At 73.0% G+C, this 26,905-nt stretch carries 24 protein-coding genes; 12 read left to right on the top strand and 12 right to left on the bottom strand.

Translation table 11 applies throughout. From position 1 onward, the window contains the following. Window positions 1-25: 25 nt before the first annotated feature. Complete coding sequence (locus tag ACZ6EG_RS13210; protein ID WP_391968359.1) at window positions 26-988, top strand: LLM class F420-dependent oxidoreductase; 963 nt, start codon at window positions 26-28, stop codon at window positions 986-988. 69 nt (window positions 989-1,057) lie between these two features. Here the strand turns inward: ACZ6EG_RS13210 and ACZ6EG_RS13205 are convergent, their stop codons facing one another. Then, complete coding sequence (locus ACZ6EG_RS13205) at window positions 1,058-1,486, bottom strand: phage holin family protein (protein WP_469604196.1); 429 nt, start codon at window positions 1,484-1,486, stop codon at window positions 1,058-1,060. 81 nt (window positions 1,487-1,567) lie between these two features. Here ACZ6EG_RS13205 and ACZ6EG_RS13200 point away from each other — a divergent pair, with 81 nt between their 5' ends. Then, window positions 1,568-1,915, top strand: coding sequence for a VOC family protein (locus ACZ6EG_RS13200; protein ID WP_053139583.1), 348 nt, complete (start codon window positions 1,568-1,570; stop codon window positions 1,913-1,915). A gap of 17 nt (window positions 1,916-1,932) precedes the next feature. Here the strand turns inward: ACZ6EG_RS13200 and ACZ6EG_RS13195 are convergent, their stop codons facing one another. Then, window positions 1,933-3,912, bottom strand: coding sequence for a DUF5107 domain-containing protein (locus tag ACZ6EG_RS13195; RefSeq protein WP_469604193.1), 1,980 nt, complete (start codon window positions 3,910-3,912; stop codon window positions 1,933-1,935). Window positions 3,913-4,074: 162 nt separating this feature from the next. Here ACZ6EG_RS13195 and ACZ6EG_RS13190 point away from each other — a divergent pair, with 162 nt between their 5' ends. Further along, a complete protein-coding gene (locus tag ACZ6EG_RS13190; protein WP_391968362.1) occupies window positions 4,075-4,422 on the top strand; it encodes a DUF6204 family protein in 348 nt (115 codons plus the stop codon). Here the strand turns inward: ACZ6EG_RS13190 and ACZ6EG_RS13185 are convergent. The 9 genes from ACZ6EG_RS13185 to ACZ6EG_RS13145 form a co-directional block, all read right to left on the bottom strand. Continuing rightward, window positions 4,394-4,960, bottom strand: coding sequence for a GNAT family N-acetyltransferase (locus tag ACZ6EG_RS13185; protein ID WP_391968363.1), 567 nt, complete (start codon window positions 4,958-4,960; stop codon window positions 4,394-4,396). The two genes, ACZ6EG_RS13190 and ACZ6EG_RS13185, sit on opposite strands and share 29 nt — an antisense overlap. A gap of 41 nt (window positions 4,961-5,001) precedes the next feature. Further along, a complete protein-coding gene (locus ACZ6EG_RS13180; RefSeq protein WP_391968364.1) occupies window positions 5,002-5,925 on the bottom strand; it encodes a S66 peptidase family protein in 924 nt (307 codons plus the stop codon). Then, window positions 5,922-7,877 carry a S9 family peptidase gene (locus tag ACZ6EG_RS13175; RefSeq protein WP_469604188.1) on the bottom strand — a complete coding sequence of 652 codons (1,956 nt, stop codon included), beginning with the start codon at window positions 7,875-7,877 and terminating at the stop codon, window positions 5,922-5,924. The genes ACZ6EG_RS13180 and ACZ6EG_RS13175 overlap by 4 nt, the downstream gene beginning before the upstream one ends. A gap of 61 nt (window positions 7,878-7,938) precedes the next feature. Then, window positions 7,939-9,261: a M20/M25/M40 family metallo-hydrolase gene (locus ACZ6EG_RS13170; RefSeq protein ID WP_391968366.1), complete on the bottom strand. Its 1,323-nt coding sequence runs from the start codon at window positions 9,259-9,261 to the stop codon at window positions 7,939-7,941. Continuing rightward, window positions 9,254-10,087, bottom strand: a complete 834-nt coding sequence (locus tag ACZ6EG_RS13165) for a M55 family metallopeptidase (RefSeq protein ID WP_469604185.1) — start codon at window positions 10,085-10,087, stop codon at window positions 9,254-9,256. Before ACZ6EG_RS13165 ends, ACZ6EG_RS13170 begins: the two co-directional genes overlap by 8 nt. A 34-nt stretch (window positions 10,088-10,121) precedes the next feature. Next, entirely contained in the window at window positions 10,122-10,394 is a 273-nt protein-coding gene (locus ACZ6EG_RS13160; protein WP_391968367.1) for a hypothetical protein, read from the bottom strand. A gap of 177 nt (window positions 10,395-10,571) precedes the next feature. Then, complete coding sequence (locus ACZ6EG_RS13155; protein ID WP_469604182.1) at window positions 10,572-11,300, bottom strand: class I SAM-dependent methyltransferase; 729 nt, start codon at window positions 11,298-11,300, stop codon at window positions 10,572-10,574. 211 nt (window positions 11,301-11,511) lie between these two features. Continuing rightward, window positions 11,512-13,911 (bottom strand): MFS transporter, encoded by a 2,400-nt coding sequence (locus ACZ6EG_RS13150; RefSeq protein WP_391968369.1) that lies wholly within the window; start codon window positions 13,909-13,911, stop codon window positions 11,512-11,514. Between the two features lie 150 nt (window positions 13,912-14,061). Beyond that, window positions 14,062-14,505: an SRPBCC family protein gene (locus ACZ6EG_RS13145; RefSeq protein ID WP_391968370.1), complete on the bottom strand. Its 444-nt coding sequence runs from the start codon at window positions 14,503-14,505 to the stop codon at window positions 14,062-14,064. A 159-nt stretch (window positions 14,506-14,664) separates the two neighbouring features. Between ACZ6EG_RS13145 and ACZ6EG_RS13140 the strand changes: the two genes are divergently transcribed. The 4 genes from ACZ6EG_RS13140 (at window position 14,665) to ACZ6EG_RS13125 (ending at window position 18,457) form a co-directional block, all read left to right on the top strand. Further along, complete coding sequence (locus ACZ6EG_RS13140) at window positions 14,665-15,735, top strand: Rv2578c family radical SAM protein (protein ID WP_391968371.1); 1,071 nt, start codon at window positions 14,665-14,667, stop codon at window positions 15,733-15,735. A 174-nt stretch (window positions 15,736-15,909) separates the two neighbouring features. After that, a complete protein-coding gene (locus ACZ6EG_RS13135) occupies window positions 15,910-17,487 on the top strand; it encodes an alpha/beta hydrolase (protein WP_391968372.1) in 1,578 nt (525 codons plus the stop codon). A 47-nt stretch (window positions 17,488-17,534) separates the two neighbouring features. Further along, a complete protein-coding gene (locus ACZ6EG_RS13130) occupies window positions 17,535-17,933 on the top strand; it encodes a RidA family protein (RefSeq protein WP_469604176.1) in 399 nt (132 codons plus the stop codon). A gap of 20 nt (window positions 17,934-17,953) precedes the next feature. After that, window positions 17,954-18,457, top strand: a complete 504-nt coding sequence (locus ACZ6EG_RS13125; RefSeq protein ID WP_469604344.1) for a GNAT family N-acetyltransferase — start codon at window positions 17,954-17,956, stop codon at window positions 18,455-18,457. Between the two features lie 46 nt (window positions 18,458-18,503). On the opposite strand, the gene ACZ6EG_RS13120 is transcribed toward ACZ6EG_RS13125, so the two are convergent. Beyond that, window positions 18,504-19,097 carry an adenylosuccinate lyase gene (locus ACZ6EG_RS13120; RefSeq protein ID WP_391968374.1) on the bottom strand — a complete coding sequence of 198 codons (594 nt, stop codon included), beginning with the start codon at window positions 19,095-19,097 and terminating at the stop codon, window positions 18,504-18,506. Between the two features lie 381 nt (window positions 19,098-19,478). On the opposite strand from ACZ6EG_RS13120, the gene ACZ6EG_RS13115 reads away from it, so the two are divergent. From ACZ6EG_RS13115 to ACZ6EG_RS13095, 5 genes are all read left to right on the top strand, one after another. Further along, the gene (locus ACZ6EG_RS13115) at window positions 19,479-21,284 is read left to right on the top strand and encodes a 3-hydroxyacyl-CoA dehydrogenase family protein (RefSeq protein ID WP_391968375.1); all 1,806 of its coding nucleotides are present in this window, start codon (window positions 19,479-19,481) and stop codon (window positions 21,282-21,284) included. 136 nt (window positions 21,285-21,420) lie between these two features. Then, window positions 21,421-22,233, top strand: coding sequence for a TetR family transcriptional regulator (locus ACZ6EG_RS13110; RefSeq protein ID WP_391968376.1), 813 nt, complete (start codon window positions 21,421-21,423; stop codon window positions 22,231-22,233). Between the two features lie 336 nt (window positions 22,234-22,569). After that, the gene (gene ccrA, locus ACZ6EG_RS13105; protein WP_383639624.1) at window positions 22,570-23,907 is read left to right on the top strand and encodes a crotonyl-CoA carboxylase/reductase; all 1,338 of its coding nucleotides are present in this window, start codon (window positions 22,570-22,572) and stop codon (window positions 23,905-23,907) included. Window positions 23,908-23,917: 10 nt separating this feature from the next. Next, window positions 23,918-25,945, top strand: coding sequence for a protein meaA (locus tag ACZ6EG_RS13100; RefSeq protein WP_366766334.1), 2,028 nt, complete (start codon window positions 23,918-23,920; stop codon window positions 25,943-25,945). Further along, complete coding sequence (locus ACZ6EG_RS13095; RefSeq protein WP_469604170.1) at window positions 25,942-26,904, top strand: HpcH/HpaI aldolase/citrate lyase family protein; 963 nt, start codon at window positions 25,942-25,944, stop codon at window positions 26,902-26,904. The genes ACZ6EG_RS13100 and ACZ6EG_RS13095 overlap by 4 nt, the downstream gene beginning before the upstream one ends. Window position 26,905: the final 1 nt, after the last annotated feature.

Below are 26,905 nucleotides of genomic sequence, written 5' to 3'. Positions count from 1 at the left end.
ACGCATGTCCCGGAGGCGGCCCCCCATGCCCGAGTACGGCTATTTCCTCTCCTGCGAGCAGTACGGTCCCGCGGAACTGATCGAACAGGCGCGCATGGCCGAGCAGGCCGGTTTCCAGGCGCTGTGGATCTCGGACCACTACCACCCGTGGAACGGCGAGCAGGGGCAGAGCCCCTTCGTGTGGTCGGTGATCGGCGCGCTGTCGGAGGCGGTGTCGCTGCCCGTCGAGACGGCGGTGACCTGCCCGACCGTGCGCATGCACCCGGCGGTCGTGGCGCAGGCCGCGGCGACGAGCGCGGTGATGTCCGAGGGCCGCTTCCGGCTCGGCGTGGGCACCGGCGAGGCGCTCAACGAGCACATCCTCGGAGACGCCTGGCCCGCCGCACACGTGCGGCTGGAGATGCTGGAGGAGGCCATTCTGATCATGCGCCGGCTGTTCACCGGCGAGGAGGTCAACCACCACGGCACGCACTACACGGTGGAGAACGCCCGTCTGTACACCGTCCCGGACGAGCCCGTCCCGATCGACATCTCCGGCTTCGGCCCGGCGGCGACCAAGCTGGCGGCCCGGGTGGGCGACGGGTACATCACGATGATGCCGGACGCGTCGATGGTGGAGCAGTACCGCAAGGGCGGGGGCGGCGGGAAGCTCGTCAGCGGCGGCACCAAGGTCTGCTACGACACCGACCGGGACGCGGCGGTGCGGACCGTGCACCGGCTGTGGGCCAACGAGTTGCTGCCGGGCGAGCTGGGCCAGGTGCTGCCCTCGCCCGCCCACTTCGAGCAGGCGCAGACCCTGGTCACCGAGGACATGGTCCGGGACAACCGGGTCTGCGGCGACGACGTGGACGAGCACGTCGCGGAGCTGAGGGGGTTCGCCGACGCCGGCTTCGACCGCGTCTACGTCAACCAGATCGGCCCCGACCTGCGCGGCTTCTTCGACTTCTACCGTACGAAGGTGCTGCCGCGGCTCCAGCAGGACACCTGACGGCACGGCACACGACGGCGCCCCCCGGGCTTTCGCTCGGGGGGCGCCGTGCTGTCCGGCCGCGGCCGGTCAGCGTCGGCCGTGCGGGGCGTCGGGGTCGCTGCCGTCCTGGCGCGGTACGGCGGGCGCGACGGGCGGCTTCGGCGGGTACGGCATGCCCAGCCCGCCCGGCGCGTCACCGGCGGCGGCCGGACCGCGCTCCGGGGCCCGGGACACGTGCGGCCGGGCCGCGCTCCGCAGCAGGTAGGCCGCGACGCCCAGCAGCGCGGCCGTGATCAGCGCGGCGGCCCAGCCCGGCAGGCCGATGGCGAGGACCAGGCCCACGGCGAGGGCGAGGGCGGCCCCCGCGTACAGGGCGGCCGCACCGGAGGCGGCGTACAGCGTGGCCTTGCGGCGCTGCTTGCGCGTCTGTTCGCGCAGCTCGTCGCGCACGGTCTCGCGTGCCACCTGCGCCAGTTCGTCGACCAGGTGCTTGTCCAGGTGATCCAGGTGATCCATGCGGTCCGGGTACCCGCGAGGGCGGCTTCCATGGGCCGGACCGCGGGCACGGCCCCGGCGTCCCCAACTAGGCTCGTCCGCATGGACATTCTGGGAGCCACCCTGCGCATCTACGTCGACGACCTGGAGAAGGCGATCCCCTTCTACGAGGGTCTGGCCGGCGGCCCGGCCCTTCGTTTCGAACGCGGCGGCGTCCAAGTCGCCGCGGTCGGCTGCTTCCTGCTGATGAGCGGACCCGAGTCCCAGCTCGAGGTGTTGCGCAAGGTGGCCGCCACGATCGCCGTGGCGGACGTCGAGGAGACCCACCGCGTCCTGACCTCGCTGGGCGCGGACGTCATCGCGGGGCCGGTCCCGACGCCGGCCGGCCGCAACCTGATCGCCCGGCATCCGGACGGGGCGATCTACGAGTACGTGGACCGGCGGGCGTAGGGTCCGGGCCGGACGGGTCACTCCCCGTCCGGCCGCATCCGGAAGTCGTGCCGGGCGGGGAGGGGTTCGTCGCCGAGCCGCGCCCACAGGCGGCCGACGACCTCGTCGCCCTCCCTCAGGTCGGCGACCTCGAAGCCCTCGTCGAAGACGGCCCGTGCCTCCTCGGGCCGGCCCTCGGCGACCAGCAGCGCCGCCTCGATCAGCCGGAAGCGGCCCCGGGCCCGCGTCGCGGGACGCAGCCGCTCCCACACCGCGCGGGCGTCCGCCGTGCGTCCGACGCCGAGCAGGGCCTCGATCGCCTCGCGGCCGAGCGCGGTGGTGACGGCCGCCCGGTCGTCGTCACCCCCCGGGTCACCGCCGGTGCCCGTCTCGTCCCGCGGCTGTGCGCAGAGGTCGTCGAAGGCGGCGGCGTACCGGTCGGCGGCCCGCTCGTGGTGGCCGTCCTCCCGGTCGGCGACGGCGAGGCAGCGCAGCAGCGGCCAGCCCGCGTCGGCGTTCTTCAGGCCGCGTTCCCAACTGCGCACCGCCTGCGCCCGGTCGCCGCCGTGCCACTGGGCGACGCCGAGGTGGTACTCGGCGACGGGGGTGGCGGCCGTGGTCTCCAGCATGTCCCGCCAGGGCCGGGCGACCAGCGTGCCTCCGGGTGGTTCGTGGCGTCCCTGTTCGGGCAGCGCCCCCGCGCGCAGCAGCTCCAGCCAGGGCCGCTGCTCCTCGCCCAGGGTGCTCTCGGCGAAGGGCGTGCCGGGCAGCTGCCAGCCCGCGCGCAGCACTTCGAGGGCGCCCCAGCCCGACCCGGCGGCGAGGCTCTCGCCGGGCTCGGCGTCGGCGTACGGCTGCCAGGCCGCGTACGCCGCCTCGACGCCGGCGCGCGGCAGGACCGCCTCCAAGCGGTCCTCGGCGCCGCGCAGTACGGCGTGCCACTCGCCCTCGGCGGGCGCGTCGAGCGGTCCGTACGCCTCCAGCCAGGACACCTCGCTCTCCGCCTCCAGCCGGACGTGCTCCAGCTGGGTGCGGGCGAGTCCGGCCTGGATCTCGCAGTAGCCGCCGGTGCCGGGTTCGGTGAGCCACTCCTGCCAGCGCCGTCCCCCGGGCCCCGTGCCCCACACGAAGAGCTTGCGGCCGCGCAGCACGTCGGTCGAGGTCTGGACCAGCCCGTGGCCCTCCTCGTCGAGCGCGGCGATCCAGCGGCGCCGGTCCTGTGGCACCTCGTAGAACCAGTCGGCGGGGTAGGTGCTGTTGCGCGGGTACGTCCGGTCGACCCCGTCGTGGACCGGCACGGGCACCCGGCGCAGCCGCCGCTCGTAACCGAAGAGCCACGCCTCGTCGGCCGGGGCGAGGACGCGCCGGTCCTCGGGGACGGCGATGTTGGACCACCAGTACGTCGCCACCGGACGCTCGTGCGGGTTGCGGATCCGGGCGCCGACGTACAGGAATTCCGAGCCCTCCGGCAGCCACAGGTCGACCTGGAAGGGCAGGTCGCGCAGCCGCTCCCACTCCCACAGGCGCAGCATCTCCCCGCCGTCGGGGGCGGGCACGCGGGCGGCGTGCACGGGCGAGCAGGAGAGGCCGGTGTGTCCGGTGGCGCCGATGTTCCATTCGATGCCGCCGGAGTACCAGGCGCCGTTGAGGGCGAAGTTGGCGGGCTGGAACACGGGGTTGGCGTAGAGGAGTTCGCGGCCGGTCGGCTTGTGGTGGAGGGAGGCGACGCGGCCGCCGAGGCCGGGCAGGACGGTGGCCCGCAGCCGGTCGTTCTCGATGACGAGGGCGTCGAACTCCCGGTCCTGGCGCAGCCGGTCGTAGCCGTCCCGGACCCGCAGGGGCAGCAGGCTGCGCAGCGGCTCGTGGTCGACCTGACGGGCCATGTCGCGGGGCAGGCCCGCCCGGTCGCGTTCGTCGATGCGGTGGGCCTCGTCCAGGGGGCGCAGCGGCGGCAGGGGGTTGTCCGGTCCCAGCGGCGCGGCGGGCAGGGTCAGTACCTCGCGTCGGATCGTCGTCACGCTTCCCCATGGAAGCCGCTCGGCGCCGCCGTGAACAGGGGCTTCGCAGGGGGCGTCGGCGCGACGTCGCTCACGTTTAATTCCCTGGGCGCCGGGCCGGGCGCGGCGTAGGGTCGGGCGGTCGGCGCGGTGACGCGGGAACGGCACGTCGAGGAGCGGCACGTGAGTGAGCAGCACACCTACCGGGTGATCGTCCGGGGCACCTGGGAGGGACTGACCGAGCAGGCCCGTGACCGGCTGCTCGCCGAGGCCGCGGACCACTCCATGGCGAGCATGCGCTTCACCGAGGAGGGATCCCTGACGTACGAACCCGCGCCGCTGAAGCACTTCTCGATGCGCTATGTGGTGGTCTCGGACGCGGCGGACGGCGAGGAGATGGCGGGCGCGATCGCCGAGGACCGGGCCGAGGGCACGCTGCGCGGGCTCGGCTACGGGTTCCGGGACCTGCGGTCGACGGTGACGGACCTGGACACGATGAAGATCAACCGGAAGTCACGGTCTCGGCGGTGACCGCCCAGCGCTGATGGTCCCGCCAGGCCCCGTCGATGAAGAGCATCCTCGGCGAGAAGCCCTCCAGGTGGAAGCCGCAGGCGCGGGCCAGCGCGATCGAGGCCGCGTTGCCCGGCTGCACGTTGATCTCCAGCCGGTGCAGCCGCATCGGGCCGAAGGCGTACCGCACGACGAGGTCCAGTCCCTCTCGCATCAGCCCGCGTCCCGCCGCGTGCGCGAAGGCGCCGTAGCCGAGCGCGCCGCTGAGGAAGCTGCCCTGGACGATGTTGTTGATGTTGACGAATCCCGCGAGGGAGCCGCCGCCGGTCGGGCCGGTGCCCTTCTCGCACACCAGGAACCCCGCTCTGGTCGGGTCCTCGATGAGCCGGGACGCGTAGGCCTGGTACGCCTGGGCGGTGTCCGGCGGGAAGAGCCACGGGTGGTGCAGGTCCTTGCTCTCCCGCGCCCGGGCGGTGAACTCTGCGCCGTCCTCGTAGGTGAAGTGCCGTATGCCCACGCGAGGGCCCTCGGCGAGGTGGGGGGGTGCGGTGTGCGGCATCCCGCCAGCCTACGACGCCGTGCCGCCCCGCGGGGGGCCGGTCAGACCAGGGCCGGCCGGTCCAGCGTGAGGGTCGCGGCGTCGGTGTCGAGTTCCGCCCTTACGCCGAACGGGACGGTCAGCGCTCCCTCGCAGTGGCCGAAGCCGAAGTCCTCGACGACCGGCACGCCCAGGCCGCCGAGCCGGTCGGCCAGCATCGGCCGCAGCCGCGCGTAGGGCTCGCAGTCCTGCCAGGACCCGAGCAGCACCCCGCCGACGCCGTCGAGCCAGCCGGAGCGCAGCAACTGGGTGAGGTAGCGGTCCAGCCGGTAGGTCTCCTCCCCCACGTCCTCCAGGCACAGCAGCCCGCCGCGGGCGGAGGGACGGGCGTGCGCGGTGCCCAGTTCGGCGGCGAGCAGGCACAGGCAGCCGCCGAGGGTGACGCCCCGCGCCCGGCCGGGCACCAGCGGCGTGCCGCCCGAGGCGATGACGCGCACGGTCTCCGGGGCGAACAGGGTGGCCTTCAGGTGCTCCTGCGCCCGGGCGTTCTTCAGGAAGTCGACGCCCGCGGCCATCGGCCCGTGCAGCGTGACCAGGCCCAGCCGGCCGGCGAACGCCTCGTGCAGGGCGGTGATGTCGCTGAAGCCGACGAACACCTTGGGCCCGGCCGCGCGCATCGCCGCCCAGTCGAGCAGGTCGGTCATGCGCTGGACACCGTAGCCGCCGCGGGCGCACAGCACCGCGTCCACGGACGGGTCGCACCAGGCGGCCTGGAGGTCGGCGGCCCGGTCGGCGTCGGTGCCCGCGAGGTAGTCGAAGGTGCCGTGCCGGTCGAGGACGTGCGGGGCCACGACCGGGTCGAGGTCCCAGGCACGCAGTACGTCCAGGCCCGCCTGGAGCCGTTCCTCGGGCACGGGCCCGCTGGGCGCGACGACGGCCACCCGGGCGCCGGGGGCGAGCCGGGCCGGGCGGGTCAGTTCCCTCAGGTGGTCAGCTCCAGCGTCGGGACGTCCCCCGGTGTCAGGCCGAAGACCTGCGCGTAGAGGGACAGCTCGGCCTCCAGGGCGCGCACCATGGTGTCCGCCCGGCGGAATCCGTGTCCCTCGCCCTCGAAGGCGAGGTAGGCGTGCGGCACCCCTCGGCCCGCGATCCGGGCGAGGAAGCGCTCGCACTGCACGGGCGGGCAGATCACGTCGTCCAGCCCCTGGAGCAGCAGGAACGGCGCGGTGACGCGGTCGGCGTGCTCGGCGGGGGACCGTTCGGCGTACCGGTCCGGGACCTCGGCGTAGGGGCCGATGAGGCTCTCCAGGTACCGCGACTCGAAGTCGTGGGTCTCCCCCGTCCCCCAGCCGGTCAGGTCGAGGATGGGGTAGATGACCGTGCCGCAGGCGTAGACGTCGGTCGTGGCGAGGGAGGCGGCGGCCGTCCAGCCGCCCGCGCTGCCGCCCCGCACGGCGAGCCGCTCCCGGTCGGCGGTGCCCTCGTCGGCGAGGGCGAGGGCGACGGCGGCGCAGTCCTCGACGTCGACCACGCCCCACTGCTCGCGCAGCCGGTTGCGGTACTCCCGGCCGTGCCCGGTGGAACCGCCGTAGTTGACCTCCACGACCCCGATGCCGCGCGAGGTGAAGTAGGCGATCTCCAGGTCCAGCACCAGGGGCGAGCGGCTGGTGGGGCCGCCGTGCGCCCACACCACGTACGGCGGCAGCTCGCCGTCGGCAGCCCGGCAGCCGGGGTGGTGGGGCGGGTAGAGGTGGGCGTGGATCTCGCGCCCGGCAGGTCCGGTAAAGCTGCGGGCCCGCGGCTCGGGGTAGTGGGCCGGGTCGACGGCGTCGTCGTGGGGGGCGCCGATCACCCGGGCGCGGCCGGTACGGGTGTCCAGCTCGACCACCTCGTAGGAGGTGCGCGGGCTCGCGCCGACGGCGACGATCCGTTCACCGTGCGCGGCGAGGGTGGCCGCGAACTCGGTCCAGGGGCCGGCCGCGTCGACGACCTCGCCGGTCGCGGGGTCGAGTATGCCGAGCGTGGTGGCGCCCCGTCCGTGCACGACGGCGACGAGACCGCTGTCCAGCGGGGTGAACCAGCGCTGTCCGAGCTTCCACAACGGGCCGCCGAACTCCTCCTCTCGGGCGCACAGCGGCTGCCCGTCGCGGTAGAGGTTCCACCAGCCGGTGCGGTCGGAGGCGTACAGCAGCGTGCCGTCGGGTGCCCAGTCCGCCTGGGCGATCGACTCATCGGGGCCACCGGCGACGGTCCGGCCGTCCCGGAGGAGGCCGTCGTCGCCGACCTCGGCGACGATCAGCTCGGTGCCGTCCCAGGGCATGCGCGGGTGGTCCCAGGCGAGCCAGGCCGCACGCCGTCCGTCGGGCGAGAGGCGGGGGCCGGTGACGAAGCGGTGCCGGGCGCCGGTGAGTTCGCGGACCGCGCCCCGGTCCTCGGCCGCCGAGCCGTCCAACGGCACCGCCACCGGGACCCGGCGCACGTCGGTGGGCCCGTCGCCGGTGAACTCCTCCAGCACGCACCACACCTCGCCGCGCTCGGGACGCAGTTCGGGTTCGACCCAGCGCAGTCCGCCGCCCACCGTCGAGACGGGGGTCAGGGGGCGGGGTTCGCCGCCGCCCGGCTCGTAGGCGTACAGGCGTTGGTCGGCGAAGTGCACGAAGACCAGCAGCGGCCCGGCATCGCCCGGGTGCGCGGCCCAGGGCCGGCCGCCGTACTCGATGACGCGGCTGCGCACGTTCCACGGCGCGGGCAGGACCGACTCCTCGGTACCGTCGAAGCGCCGCCGCACCAGCGTGCGCCGGCCGCCCTCGGCGGGCCGGGGCGCGGTCCACCACACCTCGTCGCCGACGAAACCCACGTCGTCGGGCCGCCCGTCGTGCGCGGCGGCCAGGGCCGCGTCGACGGGCGAGGGCCACGATCCGTACGCCAGTGTCTGCACCGACTGCCCCACTTCTCCTCCAGCTTCGTTTCCGGGCCGTGCGCCCGGGGAGCGCGCGCTCCTAGGCCGTGCGCAGGAACCGGTCGAGGACGCGGACTCCGAAGTGCAGCGCCTCGACGGGGACGCGTTCGTCCACACCGTGGAAGAGCGCCTGGTAGTCGAAGCCCTCGGGCAGCTTCAGCGGCGCGAACCCGTAGCCGGTGATGCCGAGCCGCGAGAACTGCTTGGCGTCCGTGCCGCCCGACATGCAGTACGGCACCACGTGCCCCTCCGGGGCGAACTCCTCGACGGCGGCGCGCATCCCGGCGTACGTGGGTGAGTCCACCGGCGCCTGGAGGGCGACCTCGCGGTGGACGAACTCCCAGTCCACGTCCGGTCCGGTGAGCCGGTCGAGGGTGCTGCGGAACTCGTCCTCGTGACCGTGCAGGAAGCGCCCGTCGACCTGGGCGACGGCCTCGCCGGGGATGACGTTGACCTTGTAACCGGCGTCCAGCATGGTCGGGTTGCTGCTGTTGCGGACGGTCGCCTCGACCAGCTTGGCGGCGGGTCCGAGCTTGTCCAGCAGGGCGTCGACGTCGTCGAGGCCGGTCTCGATGCCGTAGACGGCGGCTAGTTCGGTCAGGGCCGCCCGCACGGTCGGGGTGAGGCGCAGCGGCCACTCGTGGTCGCCGATGCGGGTGACCGCCGCGGCGAGGCGCGTGACCGCGTTCTCCCGGTTCACCTTGGAGCCGTGGCCGGCCCGTCCTCGGGCGGTGAGCTTCAGCCAGCCCGTCCCGCGCTCACCTGCGGCAATGGGGTAGAACTGCCGGCCGGCGCCGTCGTGGAAGGTGAACGCCCCGGACTCGCTGACGCCCTCGGTGCAGCCCTCGAACAGCCCGGCGTGGCGGTCGGCGAGGAAGCCGGAGCCGTCCTCGGCGCTGGCCTCCTCGTCCGCGGTGAACGCGATGACGACGTCCCGCCGGGGCCGTACGCCCTGCCGGGCCCAGTCGCGGACGACGGCCAGGATCATCGCGTCCATGTTCTTCATGTCGACGGCGCCGCGCCCCCAGACGACCCCGTCGCGGACCTCCCCGGAGAAGGGGTGCACGCTCCAGTCGGCGGCCTCGGCGGGCACCACGTCCAGGTGGCCGTGGACGAGCAGCGCGTCGGCCGACGGGTCGGTGCCCTCGATGCGGGCCACGACGTTCGTCCGGCCCTCGGTCCGCTCCAGCAGCGTGGGCTCGATGCCGGCCTCGGCGAGCCGCGCGGCGGCGTACTCGGCGGCCGGGCGCTCCCGGCAGTCGCCGCCGCCCCGGTTGGTCGTGTCGATCCGGATCAGCTCGGAGGTGAACCGGACGACCTCGTCCAGTGCCTCGGCGCCGGTGTGCCGGGTCTGCTCAGCCATACTGCTCCTCCACGGCGGCGGAGGCGATCGTGGTGACCGCCTTGAACGTACGGATCGCGTCGAACATGGTGTCGTGGGTGTACGCCACCTTCCGCTCCCCGATCCGGGCCACGCCCGGCACCACCGTCGAGGCCGCGGCCAGGTGCTCGGCGTCGAACTCCACCGCGACCGTGAACGGCCCGCCGCTCACCGGCTCGTGGCGCACCGCGAGGGCCGCCGCCTCCTTCGCCGCCGCCCGGATGTCGGCGGCGGTCCTGGCCGGCGTACGGCACACCGCCGCGTACCGCGACACATGGTCCTTGACGGCGACCTTCAGCGCCCCGGGCGCGTAGCCGAGCGCGTCCTCGCAGGCCACGTCGTCCCCGGTGACCAGGACCACCGGCACCCCGTACTCGGCGACGACGTGCGCGTTGAGCCGTCCCTCGCTGGCCCGTACGTCGTTGAGCCAGACGCCGGTGATCTGGTTGGCGAGGTAGGTGTGCGCGAGGACGCCCTCCATGCCGGCGCCGGCGTGGTAGCCGATGAAGGCGATGCCGTCCACGTCCCCGTGCTGCACGCCCTCCACCATGGAGAGGGCCTTGTGCCGGCCGGTGAGCATCTGGGTCCGCTCGTCGAGCTGCTCCAGGAGCAGGTTGCGCATGGTCCAGTGGGCCTCGTTGACGAGCACCTCGTCGGCGCCGCCGTCCAGGAAGCCCAGCACGGCGGCGTTCACGTCCGAGGTGAACATCGACCGGCACCGCTCCCACTGCGGCGTCCCCGGCAGCACGTCGGCCGGCCAGGTGACACCGGTGGCGCCCTCCATGTCGGCGCTGATGAGGATCTTCATGGGGCGTCACGTTACGCGCCGAAGCGGGAGGCGGCTACGAAGGAGCGGGAAACGGCCTCCACCCGTCGGGCCGGGTCAGCAGGGACCCGCCCGCGTCCTCCTCGCGACCGAGTTCCGGCAGGTCGGCCAGGACGGGCTCCGGGGGGTCCGGCGTCCAGGTCAGGAAGCCGACGGGGCGCCCTCGCCCGGTCTCGCCGCGGCCCGTCTCCCGCAGGGAGTCGGCGAAGGTGGCCCACGGCGGCTCCCACGCCCGCGCGGCGGCCGTCACCAGCCCCCGGACGACGTCTTGGCCGTAGCGCCGCGCCACGGCGGGGGCCGGTTCCGGGAACGGGACAGCGCGGGCAGCCGGAAGCCGGCCGCGCCGGTCGCGTCCCCGTCGTCGTGCCGGCACCGCCGGACGAACCGTCCCGTGTCCGCCCCCCCCCGGCCCAGCGGCCACGCGTCGGGCGGCACCGTCTCGTGCGTCGTCGCCGGGCAGGCCACGTCACCCCGTGCCCGGGCCCGCCACCACCCACGTCGACGGCAGCTCGATCCTGGTGCCGTCCGGTGTGTACTCCGTGGTGTACAGCGGGAGTTCGCCAGTGGCCAGGACGGTCAGTCCGGCCGCGCGCAGGTGCTGCGGCACCGCCTCGTCGGGGACGGCGCCGGGGGTCAGCCCGTGCCGCAGGACGGGGGCCAGTTTGGCCGGCGGGCCCTCGGGGTCCTGGGCCAGCGCCGCGAGGACCGTCCGGGCGGCCTGGGCGGGCTCCACCAGGAAGGCGCGTCCGCGGGTACCGAGGAGTACGGCGAGGGCCTCGGCCAACGGCTGCCGGTCATCGGGCTCGCACTGGTGCAGGACGCCCCGCACATAGACGTTGGCGTCGCCCAGCTCCGCGTGCAGCGTCTGCGCCTCGGCCTTGTCGGCGGCGTCCAGCTGCCGGTAGGCGGCCCGGCCGGCGGGGTCGAAGCGGCGGGCGTGGTCGAGGGCCGCGGCGCTCAGGTCGGCGCCGACGACGTGCGGGAAGCGGTCGGCGAAGAAGCGCGTCTGGGTGCCGTTGCCGCAGCCGAGGTCGATCAACGGCAGTGCGGGGTCGACCAGGTGCGGCTCGAAGTGGGCCAGGTGGCGGCCGGAGGTCAGCATCGGCTCCGCGTCCCAGAACACCGCTCCCTGTCCCTCGGGCGCCTCGTTCCAGAAGCTCTCCCAGGCGTCCCGGTACCGGCTCGTCACGCTCATGCCCGTCTCCCCAGGTGCGACGACGTACAGCCCGTCGGAGGCGACGGACCCGTACGGTGTACCGCGCCCGGTGCACCGCCACAAGCGCCCGGCGCATTCCTTCACCGGACGTGCGAACGGCGCGCGCCCCAGCGGGCCGCGGCGGGTTCGACGAGGGCCGTGGGGGCAGGGCGGACGCACCGGCGCGCACGCGCGCGCCGGTGCCAAGGGCTCAGTCCTCGTGCCCGAGCTGGAGGTCGCGTTCCGTCCGGCCGCCGCCGGCCACCTGGAGGACGGTGGCGACGGGCGGGTAGCCGGCGGCGATGACGGTGTACTCGCCGGAGGACAGGTCGACGAACCGGAAGGTGCCGTCGGGTCCGGTGGTCAGCGTGTCCACCACGTTGCCCGCCGCGTCGAGCAGCGTCACGCGGGCGTCCTCCACGGCCCGTCCGGCACTGGCGCGCACGGTGCCGCGCAGCACGGCGCCGCCCGCCAGCTCGACGTCCTGGCGGGTCTCCCGGGCTGCCTGGACGCTGACCGGCAGGGCGGCCGGGCGGAAGGCGGGGGCGCTGGCGGCGAGGGTGTACTCGCCGGCCACCAGCTCGGTGATGACGTAACCGCCCTCCCGGCCGCTGCGGGTGGTGGCGACCACCTCTCCGTGGACGTTGGTGAGGGTGACGATCGCGTCGCGCACGGGGCTGCCGTCGGCGGTGAGCACACTGCCGGCGAGCCGCCCGGCGCCGCCCAGGACGACGTCCAGGTCCACCGGGCGCTCGCCGACGGTCACGGAGACCGCCTGCGGCTGGTGGCCGCCGGCCGCGGCGATCAGGACGTATGCCCCCGGGCCGGGGGTGGCCAGCGCGTACCGTCCGTCCTCGCCGCTGGCGCCCCGGCCGATCTGCCGGCCGCCGACGTCGATGAGGGTGAGCGCCGCGCGGGGCACGACGGTGCCGTCGGGATGCTGCACCGTGCCGCAGACCGGGATGCCGGCGGCGTGGGGGGACCGGGCCGACGGCACGGGGGCGACGGGCGGAGCGGTCCCCGGGTCGGTGACGGGGGCGTTGTGGGACACCAGTGGTTTCTCCTTGAGGAAGAGGGCGATGAGCAGCCCGAGGACGAGCACCGGCACCAGGTAGAGAAAGATCCGCGGCATGGCGTCGGCGTACGCCCCGATGTAGGCGTCGCGCAGCGCCGGGGGCAGGGAGTGGACGAGCTGGGGGGTGATGGCCTCGGCGTCGGGCAGGGCGGCGCCCGCCTCGGCGGGGACCCGGTCGGCGAGGGCGTCGGTGAGCCGGTCGGCGAAGAGCGTGCCGAAGATCGCCGCGCCGACGCTGCCGCCGATCTGCCGGAAGTAGTTGTTGGCGCTGGTGGCGGTGCCCAGGTCGGCGGGGCGCACGGAGTTCTGCACGGCGAGGACGAGGACCGGCATCACCATGCCGATACCGGCGCCGAGGACGGCCATCCAGATGCTGTAGTGCAGCCGGGGCGTGTCGGCGTCGAGCCGGGACAGCAGCCACATGCCGACGACGGACAGCGCGCTGCCGAGGATCGGGTGGGACCGGTAGTGCCCGGTACGGCTGATCAGCTGCCCGGAGATGATCGAGGCACCGACGATGCCGCCCATCATCGGCAGCATCAGCAGGCCCGACTCGGTGGCGGTGGCGCCGTCGACCATCTGCAGGAAGGTCGGCAGGTAGCTGGCGGCGCCGAACAGGGCGACGCCGATGACGAGGCCCACCAGGCCGGTGATGTTGAAGACGGAGTCCCGGAAGAGCCGCAGCGGGATCAGCGGTTCGGGCGCGAAGTGTTCGGCGACCAGGAAGAGGACCGTGGTGGCGACCGCTCCGGCCGCGAGGCCCAGGATGACCCTCGATCCCCACGCGTACTCGGTCCCTCCCCAGCTGGTGAGCAGCACCAGACAGGTGGAGGCGGCGGCGAGCAGCAGCGCCCCGAGGATGTCCAGGCGCGGCTTGGCCTGCGGCTTGGGCAGTTTCAGGACCACGGCCACGACGGCCATGGTGACCAGGCCGAAGGGGATGTTGACGTAGAAGCACCAGCGCCAGGAGAGGTGGTCGGTGAAGTAACCGCCCAGCAGCGGACCGGCGACCGAGGCGAGCCCGAAGGCGGCACCGATCAGGCCCATGAACCGGCCGCGTTCGCGGGGCGGCACGATGTCCGCGATGATCGCCTGGACGCCGATCATCAGGCCGCCCGCACCGACACCCTGCACGGCGCGGAAGGCGATCAGCTGGTCCATGGTCTGCGCCCGTCCGGCGAGCGCCGAGCCGACGACGAACACCAGGATGGCGAACTGGAAGACGCCCTTGCGTCCGAAGAGGTCACCGAGCTTGCCGTAGATCGGCAGGCCGACGGTGGAGGTGAGCAGGTAGGCGGTGATCGCCCAGGACATCTTGTCCAGGCCGTGCAGCTCGCCGACGATCTTCGGCAGCGCGGTGGCGACGATCATCTGCTCCAGCGCGGCGAGCAGCAGCGCCAGCATCAGTCCGACGAACACGAGCCGCACCCGGCGCGGGCTCAGCCCCGCTCCCGGCTCGGGCCCCGGTGCGGGGGGATCGGGGGGTGTCGGGGGCGCGGCGACCGGTTCGTCCTGCACCAGAGTGATCCCGCCCATGTTCCGCTCCCCTCGTCACACCTGCTCACAATTGCCGCCTGATGCGGCAACTGCGAACAAGTGCGACGAGTTACGGAAGTGCGGTGGTTTCGGGCGGAGATCACTCGAACCGGTGAGGCGGCCAACGGCCGCCCCCGGCTTGCGCTTTGACTACTTCTCGACCTCGGCCGCGAGCTTGACGAGCAGGGCGTCGTAGATCCGCGCGAGGCCCTTGGGCGCGAAGGTCTTCTCGAAGAAGCCGCCGACACCGCCGGCGCCCTGCCAGGTGGTGACGACGACCACCCGGGACTTCCCCTCGCCGGCCGGGGTGACCCGCCAGGTGGTGACCATGGAGGAGTTGCGGTCCTTCTCGACGAGTTCGCCGTCGGTCGGCTCGGTGACCTCCAGCAGGCAGTCACGCACGCGCTTGCTGGTGGCCTGGAGCTTCCAGTGGACGAGGGTGCCCTCGCCGTCGCCGCCCTCGCGGACCTCGTACTCGCTGAACTGCTCGGGCAGCAGCTTCGCGCGGGTGCCGCTGTAGTCGGCGAGGGTGTCGAACACCGTCTCCGCGTCCGCTGCGACGATCCGCTCCGTAGTCGCCTCGACCTGCGCCATCGGGTTCCTCCAGGGCCTGGTTCTCGGGGTCCGGGCAAGCCAACCACCCCGCCGCCCGGCCACCAAATCCGGGGGCGTGAAGCGGCCCCGCGCGACTCGTCCGCACGATCAAGGGAACACGTGTTCTATTGTGGGGGGAGTGCTACCGAGGAGGCGTCAATGCGCTGGGAGAACCTCACGGACTCCGACCACGCCCGGGCCGCCGATCCCGCGCTGTTCGGCGCGGACGCGGTGACCACCCGCACGATCGACACGCCCGAGTTCCGCGGCATCACCTTCCATGAGGTGCGGGCCCGCTCGATCCTCAACCGGGTGCCGGGCGCCTCGCGCATGCCGTTCGAGTGGACCGTGAACCCCTACCGGGGCTGCACGCACGCGTGCGTGTACTGCTTCGCCCGCAAGACGCACAGCTACCTGGACCTCGACACGGGGCTCGGCTTCGACTCCCAGATCGTCGTGAAGGTGAACGCGCCCGAGCTGCTCCGCCGCCAGCTGGCCTCGCCCCGCTGGCAGGGCGAGCACGTCGCGATGGGCACCAACGTCGACTGCTACCAGCGCGCCGAGGGCCGCTACCGGCTGATGCCGGGCATCGTCTCGGCCCTCACCGAGCGGGCGAACCCCTTCTCGATCCTGACCAAGGGCACGCTGATCCTGCGCGACCTCGACCTGCTGACGCGGGCCGCGCGGGTGACCGACGTCGGGATCTCGGTCTCGGTCGGCTTCACCGACACGGAGCTGTGGCGCACCGTGGAACCGGGGACGCCCGCGCCGGAGCGCCGCCTGGAGGTGGTCCGGACCCTCGCGCGGCACGGCATCGGGTGCGGGGTGCTGATGGCGCCGGTCATCCCGTTCCTGGGCGACGAGCCGGCCCAGCTGCGCGCGACCGTGCGCGCCGTCGCGGCCGCGGGCGCCACGTCCGTGACACCGCTGGTGCTGCACCTGCGGCCGGGCGCCCGGGAGTGGTTCATGAGCTGGCTGGGTCAGCACCACCCGCACCTGGTGCGCCGCTACGAGCGGCTGTACGCGGAGGGCGCCTACGCCCCCAAGTGGTACCAGCGCCGGATCACCCGCCAGGTGCACGACCTGGCCGAGGAGTACGGCATCGGCCCCGCCCGCGGGGGGACGCCGCGTCGGATCGCGCGACCGGAGCCGGCCGCGGGCGGTACGGCGGCCGGACCCGGGACCTCCGGGACGACGCCGGCCGAACCGGTCCAGCTGTCGCTCCTCTGACGGTCGCTCCCCCTGACGGTCGCTCCCCCGGGCATTCGAGGGCATCCATCGACCCAATTGGGTCAAGTCCCGACAGAAAGCGTTCTTGCGCCGGCGCTCGCCGGGACGATGCGGCGAGGACCGCGACCCGCGCGGGCCGCAGCCGCTCCGCCCCGCGAGTCCTGGGAGAACGCCATGAGACAACGCGCAGCCGTGCTGTGCGGCGCCGCCGTCATCGCCGCCGGGACCGTCACGGCGCTGCCCGCCGAGGCGAGCGCGCCGCACCGGGCGGGCACCGCGCAGGCCGCCAAGCCCAGCTGGAAGAAGTGCGGCACGGCCGACTACCCCACCCTCCAGTGCGCTTCCCTGTCGGTGCCGCTCGACCACGCCCGCCCGGACGGGAGGCGGATCACGCTGGCGCTGTCCCGCGTCCCGCACACCGGATCGACGTACCAGGGACCCCTGCTGGTCAACCCCGGCGGACCCGGCGGCAGCGGGCTGACCCTCGCCGGGTTCGTGGCGTCCTCGCTCCCCCCCGAGGTGGCCGCGCAGTACGACGTCATCGGGTTCGACCCGCGGGGCGTGGGGAAGAGCGAGCCCGCTCTGAACTGCCTGCCGGGCCACTTCGATCCGGTGCGCCCCGACTCCCTGCCCGCCACCGCCGCCGCCGAGAAGGCCAACCTCGCGCGCGCGAAGGCATTCGCCGACGCCTGCGGCGCGCAGTACGCGGAGGTGCTGCCGTACGTCGACACGGTCAGCGCGGCGCGGGACGTGGACGCGATCCGCAGGGCGCTCGGCGCGGAGCGGATCAACTACTTCGGCTACTCGTACGGCACCTATCTGGGCGCCGTCTACGCGAAGCTCCACCCGGACCGCGTGCGCCGCCTGGTCCTGGACTCCGTCGTCGACCCGACCGACGTCTGGTACGACGCCAACCTCAACCAGGACCACGTCTTCGACGACCGCCACCGGGCCTTCCTGGCCTGGATCGCCGAGCACGACGGGACGTACGGGCTGGGCACCGACCCGGAGCGGATCGAGGCCGCGTGGTACGGCATGCGGTCGGCGCTGGCGAAGGAGCCTGCGGGCGGGAAGGTCGGCGCCTCGGAACTGGAGGACACCTTCCTCCCCGGCGGCTACTACAACGGCTACTGGCCCTACCTGGCGGAGGCGTTCGCCGCGTACGTGAACGACGCGGACACCGACCCGCTGGTGGAGGCGTACGAGGACTTCGGCGCCGTGGACGCCGCCGGCGAGAACGGCTACAGCGTCTACACCTCCGTGCAGTGCCGCGACGCCGCCTGGCCCCGCGACTGGGACCGGTGGCGCGAGGACAACGAGGACGCGTACGCGAAGGCGCCCTTCATGACCTGGAACAACGCCTGGTACAACGCGCCGTGCGCCTTCTGGCCCACCAAGGCGCGGCGGCCGGTGGACGTCACCAACCAGGACCTCCCGCCGGCCCTGCTGTTCCAGGCGACCGGCGACGCGGCCACCCCCTACGAGGGCGGCGTCACCGTGCACCGGTTGCTGCGCGGCTCCGGCCTGGTGGTCGAGGACGGCGGCGGGAACCACGGCATCACGCTGAGCGGCAACTCCTGTCTGGACCAGCACCTGGCCGCCTACCTCGCCGACGGCACCGTGCCGCGCGGCGACGGCGAGGCGGACGCGGTGTGCGCGGCACTGCCCGCGCCGAAGCCGCTGCGGTCCAAGGCGGCGTCCCTCTCCTCACGCGGCTCGACGCTGCACGGGCTGCTCGGCTTCCGGGGGTAGCCCAGCCCGTCGAAGGCGCTGTCCGACCCGTGGTCCACCATGGACGCATGAGCCGACTGACCAGGATCGCCGCACCCGAGGGCGTCGCGCCCGCCACCCAGTACACCCATGTCGTCCTCGGTACCGGGCGGTTCGTGGCCGTATCCGGTCAACTCGCCCTGGACGAGGCGGGCGAGGTGGTCGGCGCGGGCGACCCCGCGGCCCAGGCCCGCCAGGTCTTCGAGAACCTGCGCAGGTGCCTCGCGGCGGCCGGCGCGACCTTCGACGACGTGGTGAAGCTGACCTTCTTCGTCACGGACATGGCGTACATGCCCGCGATCCGCGCGGCCCGCGCCGCGCACCTGCCCGACGACCGGTTGCCCGCCGCCTCGGCGGTGCGGGTCGCGGGCCTGGTCCGGCCGGAGTTCCTGATGGAGATCGAGGCGTTCGCGGTCGTCGCCCCGTGAGCGGGGCGCGCGTCCGGGAGATGACCCTCGCCGACTGCGACCGGGTGTCCGAGATCCGTGTCCTGGGCTGGCGGACGGCGTACCGGGGCCTCATGCCGCAGCGGTACCTGGACGAGCTGGACGTCGCCCGGGACGTCCGGCGGCGCCGCGTTCTCTTCACCCGCGCCCCGGACGACGTGGTGAACCTGGTCGCCGAGGAGGACGGCGGCGAGGTCGTCGGCTGGGCCTGCCACGGCCCGTACCGGGACGGCGAACTGCTGACCGAGGACGCCGAGTTGTACGCGCTCTACGTGGACGTGGGGCGCTTCGGCACCGGTGTCGGGCAGGCACTGCTCCAGGAGACGGTGCGCCGGTGCGCGGCCGCCGGGCACGCGCGCGTGCTCCTGTGGGTGGTCGAGGGCAACGCCCGCGCCCGGCGCTTCTACGAACGGGAGGGTTTCACCGCCGACGGTGCCGAGGAGCCGTTCGAGGTGGCGGGGGTCGCGGTGCCCGAGGTGCGGTACGCGAGGCGACTGGCCGGCTGACGGCTCACCCCCGGTCCTCGCCGGCCCGCGGCCGCGCCTCGACGGCTCACCGCCGGCCCGGGATCCGCGCCAGCGCCCGCACCGCCGCCTCCGCCAGCGCCGGGTGGGCCAGGGCCTCCTTCAGGACGGGTTCGGCCCGGCGGTCGCCGAGCGTGCCGAGCCCCTCGACGCAGGCGAGCGCCACCCGCCGGTACGGGTCGTGCGGACGCAGCCGTCGCTGCAACGTGGTGATGAGGGCGGGCACGGCCTCGGGAGCGCGCAGTTCCACCAGCAGCCGCACCGGGTGCAGGGCGTAGGCGACCCGCAGTTCGTTGGTGGCGAGGGCGGCGGCGGCGCGGGCGGTGCGGGGGTCGCCGAGGCGGGCGAGGGCGTGGGCGGCGGCGGCGCAGCGCGGCGGGTCGCGGTGGTTCAGCAGCAGCACGAGGGCCTCGAAGGCCCGCGGGTCCCCGGCAACGCCCAGCCGGAACGCGGCCAGTTCCCGGGCCCAGAGCTGGTGCCCGGGCTCGGTGAGCACCGCGGCCAGCTCGTCCGGGTCCCCGGTCGCCACCAGCCGGTCGTACGCCGCCGGGCCGTCCGGGGCCCCCGGCGCGTCCGCCTCGGCCCGTAAGCGCTCCGTGAGCGTTCGCAACTCTTCGTCCATGACACCGAGGTTAGGGGCGCCGCGGGCCCCGTGGGACGTACATCACGAACACCGGGGGCTGGCGCGCTCGTTACCCGCGAGTTAATCTCAGACGAGCGAGTTACCCACTCGCGGTACTCCTCACGGCGGTTTGGTGACGCAGCCGCGGTGAGAGCAGTCGGTCCGGTACCGGGCACCTAGGTACCGCAGCGCGACCGAGCCCCGGGACAGGGCCGGTCGGACACCGCCGCCGCGCGGGCGTGTGCACGCCCTCCGCGCCGGCACCGGGCGTGTGCGCCAGTCAGCCCGGCAACACCCGCACTCCTTCCCTCACGGACCCGGTGCGCGCCCGAGGCGCGTCCGGGACGTTCCCGTCGTCACCCTCATTCCTGGAGTCCCGCGATGGCCACTCCCCTGTCCCACTCCTCCCTGTCCCCGCTCCGGACCATCGCCGTCGTCGGCCTCGGCACCATGGGCACCGGCATCGCCGAGGTCCTGGCCCGGGCCGGCCGCGACGTCGTCGGCATCGACGTCAGCGAGGCGCAGGCCGCGACCGCCGTCGCCGCCCTGGAGTCCTCCACCGCCCGCTCCGTCGAGCGCGGACGCCTCACCGAGCAGGAGCGCGCCGAGGCCCTCGCCCGCGTGCGCACCTCGACCGACCTGCGGGAGGCCGCCGACGCCGACCTGGTGATCGAGGTGGTGCCGGAGTCGTACGAGATCAAACAGCAGGTCTTCCGGGAGCTGGACGGGATCGTGCGCCCCGAGACGATCCTGGCGACCGGAACCAACGCCCTGTCCGTCACGCGGCTGGCCGCCGAGTCGTCCCGCCCGGAGCGGGTGCTCGGCCTGCACTTCTTCAACCCGGCACCGGCGATGAAGCTGGTGGAGGTCGTCTCCTCCGTGCTGACCTCCCCGGGCGCCGTGGCGGCGGTCACCGACCTCGCCCTGGATCTCGGCAAGGAGCCCGTCGCGGTCGGCGACCGGCCCGGGTTCGTCGCCGACGGCCTGCTGTTCGGCTACCTGAACCAGGCCGCGGCGATGTACGAGGCGAACTACGCCTCCCGCGAGGACATCGACGCCGCGATGCGACTCGGCTGCGGACTGCCCATGGGGCCGCTGGCACTGCTGGACCTGATCGGAGTGGACACCGCGCGCACGGTCCTGGAGGCCATGTACACCGCCTCCCACGACCGTCTGCACGCCCCCGCCCCGATCCTCCGCCAGCTCAGCGAGGCCGGCCTGACGGGCCGCAAGGCCGGGCGCGGCTTCTACACCTACGAGGCGCCGGGCAGCGCGGTCGTCGTCCCCGACGCCCTGACCCCGAAGGCGGGTGACACCCCGGTCCCGGGCCGTCCCGTGCGCTCGGTGGGCGTCGCCGGTTCCGGCACCATGGCGTCCGGCATCGCCGAGGTGTTCGCCAAGGCCGGGTACGAGGTCGTGCTCGCCGCCCGCAGCGCGGAGAAGGCGCAGACGGCCAAGGCCCGGATCGGCAAGTCCCTGGCCCGCGGTGTCGACAAGGGCCGGCTCACCGCGGAGGCGGCCGCGCGGACACTGGAGCGGATCACACCGACCGGCACCTACGACGACTTCGCCGACGTCGACCTCGCCGTCGAGGCGGTCGCGGAGGACCTGGAGGTCAAGCGGCAGCTGTTCGCCACGCTGGACAAGGTCTGCAAGCCGGGCGCGGTGCTCGCCACCACCACCTCCTCGCTGCCCGTCGTCGCCTGCGCCCGCGCCACCTCGCGCCCGCAGGACGTGATCGGCATGCACTTCTTCAACCCGGCGCCGGCCATGAAGCTGGTCGAGGTGGTCCGCACGGTGCTGACGGCCGACGACGTGCACGCCACCGTCCGGGAGGTCTGCGCGAAGATCCGCAAGCACGCCGTGGACTGCGGCGACCGGGCCGGTTTCATCGTCAACGCGCTGCTCTTCCCGTACCTGAACAACGCCGTGAAGATGGTCCAGGAGCACTACGCCACGCTGGACGACATCGACGCGGCGATGAAGCTGGGCGGCGGCTACCCGATGGGGCCCTTCGAACTGCTCGACGTGGTCGGGCTGGACGTCTCGCTGGCCATCGAGAAGGTCCTGCACCGCGAGTTCCGCGACCCGGGACTGGCTCCGGCGCCCCTCCTGGAGCACCTGGTGGCCGCGGGCTGCCTCGGCCGCAAGACGGGCCGCGGTTTCCGCGAGTATGCCCGCCGCTGAGCGGCCGGGCGACTGGTTCCGGTCCGAGGAGGACTGGGGCGGGCTGCTCGATCCCGCCGGGTCTCCCCCGCCCCCCGCGGGCGGGGGAATCCCCGGTCACGCGCATGATTGCGTGCACATGCAGTACGTTCGGGTCATGTCCCAGCCCGCCAGGTCCACACGTACACCAGCCACGCCCGACGCTCCGGAGAGCGCGGCCGGCAGCCGAGCCGCCGCCCAGCGGCTGAAAATGCGCCGGGAGCTGGCGGCGGCCGCGATGGAGCTGTTCGCGACCAAGGGGTACGAGGCGACCACCGTCGACGAGATCGCGGCGCAGGCCGGGGTCGCCCGCCGCACCTTCTTCCGGCACTTCCGCTCCAAGGAAGAGGCGATCTTCCCGGACCACGACGACACCCTGGTCCGTGCCGAGGCCGTGCTCAACGCGGCACCCGCGCACGAGCACCCGCTCGACACGGTGTGCCGCGGCATCAAAGAGGTCATGAAGATGTACGCGGCCCGGCCGGAGATCTCGGTCGCCCGCTACAAGCTGACCCGCGAGGTGCCCACCCTGCGGGAGGCGGAGATCGCGTCCGTGGCCCGCTACGAGCGCCTCTTCACCCGCTACCTGCTGGGCCACTTCGACGAGCACGCGCACGACGACGACGCCAACGACGACCCGCTGCTGGCGGAGGTCGCCGCGTCCGCCGTGGTCACCGCCCACAACCACGTGCTGCGGCGCTGGCTCCGGGCGGGCGGGCAGGGGGACGTGGAGGCCCAGCTCGACCACGCCTTCGCGATCGTGCGCCGGACGTTCGGCACGGGCATCGGCGCCGGGCGCTCCACCGCCGCCGCGCGGCCGGCCTCCTCCTCGGCCGCCGTGCAGGGCGAGGTGCTGGTGACGGTCGCGCGCACCGACGCACCGCTGCACGAGGTCATGCGCACCATCGAGCAGGCCCTCAAGGAGCACTGACACCACGCACCGACCCGCTTTCCCGCTGTGACGACGGCCACCCCCCGGGTGGCCGTTTTTGCATGTCAGTGCCCCTTTTCAGCGGCCCCGGAACCCCCCTTCGATCGATCATCGCTCATCTGTCGGGTAAAGAATTCATCTGAGAACATTTTCTGGCACTCAGTGCCTTGCGGGGTGACACGCGGTGTCATACGTTGAAGGTGTTCGGGCTGTCCCCGCACCTCATCCCCTGCGCGTCCGAACGCCTGCGTCACAGGCACCCTCACCCACCCTCATCAGCACCGACGTCACCCTCAGCGCCCCTCCCTCAGGGCGCTCACCGCCGGAGGCAACACCGTGAAGGACATCCTGGACGCGATCCAGTCGCCCGACTCCACCCGGGCCGACATCGCCGCACTGCCGCTCCCCGAGTCGTACCGCGCGATCACCGTGCACAAGGACGAGACCGAGATGTTCGCGGGCCTCGAGACCCGCGACAAGGACCCGCGCAAGTCGATCCACCTGGACGAGGTGCCGCTGCCCGAGCTGGGCCCCGGCGAGGCCCTGGTGGCCGTCATGGCCTCCTCGGTCAACTACAACTCGGTGTGGACCTCGATCTTCGAGCCGCTGTCGACGTTCGGCTTCCTGGAGCGCTACGGCCGCACCAACGAGCTGGCCAAGCGCCACGACCTGCCGTACCACATCATCGGCTCCGACCTGGCCGGCGTCGTGCTGCGCACCGGTCCCGGCGTCAACGCCTGGCAGCCCGGCGACGAGGTCGTCGCGCACTGCCTCTCCGTCGAGCTGGAGTCGTCCGACGGCCACAACGACACGATGCTCGACCCCGAGCAGCGCATCTGGGGCTTCGAGACCAACTTCGGCGGCCTCGCGGAGATCGCCCTGGTCAAGTCCAACCAGCTGATGCCCAAGCCGGGCCACCTCAGCTGGGAGGAGGCCGCGGCCCCGGGCCTGGTCAACTCCACCGCCTACCGCCAGCTGGTCTCCCGCAACGGCGCCGGCATGAAGCAGGGCGACAACGTGCTCATCTGGGGCGCCAGCGGCGGCCTCGGCTCCTACGCCACCCAGTTCGCGCTGGCCGGCGGGGCCAACCCGATCTGCGTCGTCTCCTCGCCGCAGAAGGCGGAGATCTGCCGCTCCATGGGCGCCGACGCGATCATCGACCGCAACGCCGAGGGCTACCGGTTCTGGAAGGACGAGCAGACCCAGGACCCGAAGGAGTGGAAGCGCTTCGGCAAGCGCATCCGCGAACTCACCGGCGGCGAGGACATCGACATCGTCTTCGAGCACCCGGGCCGCGAGACCTTCGGCGCGAGTGTCTTCGTCACCCGCAAGGGCGGCACCATCACCACGTGCGCCTCGACCTCGGGCTACATGCACGAGTACGACAACCGCTACCTGTGGATGTCGCTGAAGCGCATCATCGGCTCCCACTTCGCCAACTACCGCGAGGCCTGGGAGGCCAACCGCCTGATCGCCAAGGGCAAGATCCACCCCACGCTCTCCAAGGTGTACTCCCTGGAGGAGACCGGCCAGGCCGCCCACGACGTCCACCGCAACGCCCACCAGGGCAAGGTCGGCGTGCTCTGCCTCGCCCCCGAGGAGGGCCTGGGCGTGCGCGACGAGGAGATGCGCGCCGAGCACCTGGACGCCATCAACCGCTTCCGGAACATCTGAGGAGCGTGACATGAGTGAGCGTCAGAAGGACCGGCCGTGGCTGATGCGGACCTACGCCGGCCACTCCACGGCCGAGGCGTCCAACGAGCTGTACCGGCGCAACCTCGCCAAGGGGCAGACGGGTCTGTCGGTCGCCTTCGACCTGCCGACCCAGACCGGCTACGACTCCGACCACGTCCTCGCCCGCGGCGAGGTGGGCCGGGTCGGGGTGCCGGTCGCGCACCTCGGTGACATGCGCCGGCTGTTCCAGGACATCCCCCTGGACCAGATGAACACCTCGATGACCATCAACGCCACGGCCATGTGGCTGCTGGCGCTCTACCAGGTCGTCGCCGAGGAGCAGGGTGTCGACATCACCAAGCTCCAGGGCACCACCCAGAACGACATCGTCAAGGAGTACCTGTCCCGCGGGACGCACGTCTTCCCGCCGGGGCCGTCCCTGCGCCTGACGACGGACATGATCGCGTACACGGTCTCCCACATCCCGAAGTGGAACCCGATCAACATCTGCAGCTACCACCTGCAGGAGGCGGGCGCCACGCCGGTGCAGGAGATCGCGTACGCGATGTCCACCGCGATCGCCGTGCTGGACGCCGTGCGCGACAGCGGCCAGGTGCCCGAGGAACGCATGGGCGACGTCGTCGGCCGCATCTCGTTCTTCGTGAACGCGGGCGTCCGGTTCGTCGAGGAGATGTGCAAGATGCGTGCCTTCGGCCGCATCTGGGACCGCGTCACCCGCGAGCGCTACGGCATCGAGGACCCCAAGCACCGCCGCTTCCGCTACGGCGTCCAGGTCAACTCCCTCGGTCTGACCGAGGCCCAGCCGGAGAACAACGTCCAGCGGATCGTGCTGGAGATGCTGGCGGTCACCCTCTCCAAGGACGCCCGCGCCCGAGCCGTCCAGCTGCCCGCCTGGAACGAGGCGCTGGGCCTGCCCCGCCCCTGGGACCAGCAGTGGTCCCTGCGCATCCAGCAGGTGCTGGCCTACGAGAGCGACCTGCTGGAGTACGGCGACCTCTTCGAGGGCTCGAAGGTGGTCGAGGCGAAGGTGGACGAGCTGGTCCGGGAGTCGCTCGCCGAGATCGAGCGCATCCAGGAGATGGGCGGCGCGATGGCCGCCGTCGAGTCCGGCTACCTCAAGTCCCAGCTGGTCTCCTCGCACGCCGAGCGCCGGGCCCGGATCGAGTCGGGCGAGGAGAAGATCATCGGTGTCAACGCCTTCGAGGGCACCGAGCCCAACCCGCTGACCGCCGACCTGGACACCGCGATCCAGACCGTCGACCCGGCGGTGGAGGCCCGTGTCATCGCCTCGCTCCAGCACTGGCGGGACACCCGCTACCAGCCGCCCTTCAACCACCCGCGCCCCTGCAAGGCGCTGGAGAGGCTGAAGGAGGCCGCCAAGGGCACCGCCAACCTCATGGAGGCCACCCTGGAGTGCGCCCGCGCCGGCGTCACGACCGGCGAGTGGGCCGGGGCCCTGCGCGAGGTGTTCGGCGAGTTCCGCGCACCGACCGGCGTGTCGTCGGCGCCGGTCGCCCTGCCCGCCGAGGAGGGGTCGGCGCTGTCCCTGGTGCGCCGGAAGGTGGAACTGACGGCCAAGGACCTCGGCGTGGGCAAGCTGCGCTTCCTGGTCGGCAAGCCGGGCCTGGACGGCCACTCCAACGGTGCCGAGCAGATCGCCGTGCGCGCCCGCGACGCCGGGTTCGAGGTGGTCTACCAGGGCATCCGGCTCACTCCGGAGCAGATCGTGGACGCGGCCCTCGCCGAGGACGTGCACGCGGTGGGCCTGTCGATCCTCTCCGGTTCGCACGCGCAACTGGTGCCGGACGTGCTGGAACGGCTGCATGTGGCGGGTGCCACAGATATACCGGTGATCGCCGGTGGCATCATCCCGAACGGTGACGCCGAACAGCTGCGGGCCGCGGGAGTGGCCGCGGTCTTCACCCCGAAGGACTTCGACATCACCGGAATCATCGGCCGCATCGTCGACGAGATCCGCACAGCGAACAAGCTCGACCCCCTGGAGGTCCCCGCATGACGACCGTGAACCGCCTTCGCCCCCGCCGTTCGTGTCTGGCGGTACCGGGAAGCAACCCCCGCTTCCTGGAGAAGGCCCAGGGTCTCCCCGCCGACCAGGTCTTCCTCGATCTGGAGGACGCCTGCGCGCCGCTCGCCAAGCCGGAGGCGCGGCACACCATCGTCAAGTTCCTCAACGAGGGCGACTGGACCGGCAAGACCCGCGTCGTGCGCGTCAACGACTGGACGACCGAGTGGACGTACCGCGACGTCGTGACGGTGGTGGAGGGCGCGGGCCCGAACCTGGACTGCATCATGCTGCCGAAGGTCCAGGACGCGCAGCAGGTGGTGGCCCTCGACCTGCTGCTCACCCAGATCGAGAAGACGATGGGCTTCGAGGTCGGCCGGATCGGCATCGAGGCGCAGATCGAGAACGCGCAGGGCCTGAACAACGTCAACGAGATCGCCCAGGTCTCCCCCCGGGTGGAGACCATCATCTTCGGCCCGGCCGACTTCATGGCGTCCATCAACATGAAGTCGCTGGTCGTCGGCGAGCAGCCGCCCGGCTACCCGGCCGACGCCTACCACTACATCCTGATGAAGATCCTGATGGCCGCCCGCGCCAACAACCTCCAGGCCATCGACGGCCCCTACCTCCAGATCCGCAATGTCGACGGCTACCGCGAGGTCGCCCGGCGTGCCGCCGCCCTCGGCTTCGACGGCAAGTGGGTGCTGCACCCCGGCCAGGTCGAGGCGTCCAACGAGATCTTCTCGCCCTCCCAGGAGGACTACGACCACGCCGAGCTGATCCTGGACGCGTACGACTACTACACGTCCGAGGCGGGCGGCAAGAAGGGCTCCGCGATGCTCGGCGACGAGATGATCGACGAGGCCAGCCGCAAGATGGCCCTGGTCGTCTCCGGCAAGGGCCGCGCCGCCGGCATGACGCGCACCAGCACGTTCGAGATCCCGGAGGCCTGAC

Source organism: Streptomyces sp. NPDC041968, from assembly GCF_055589025.1.
This window is presented reverse-complemented; position numbering and strand designations above follow the sequence as displayed.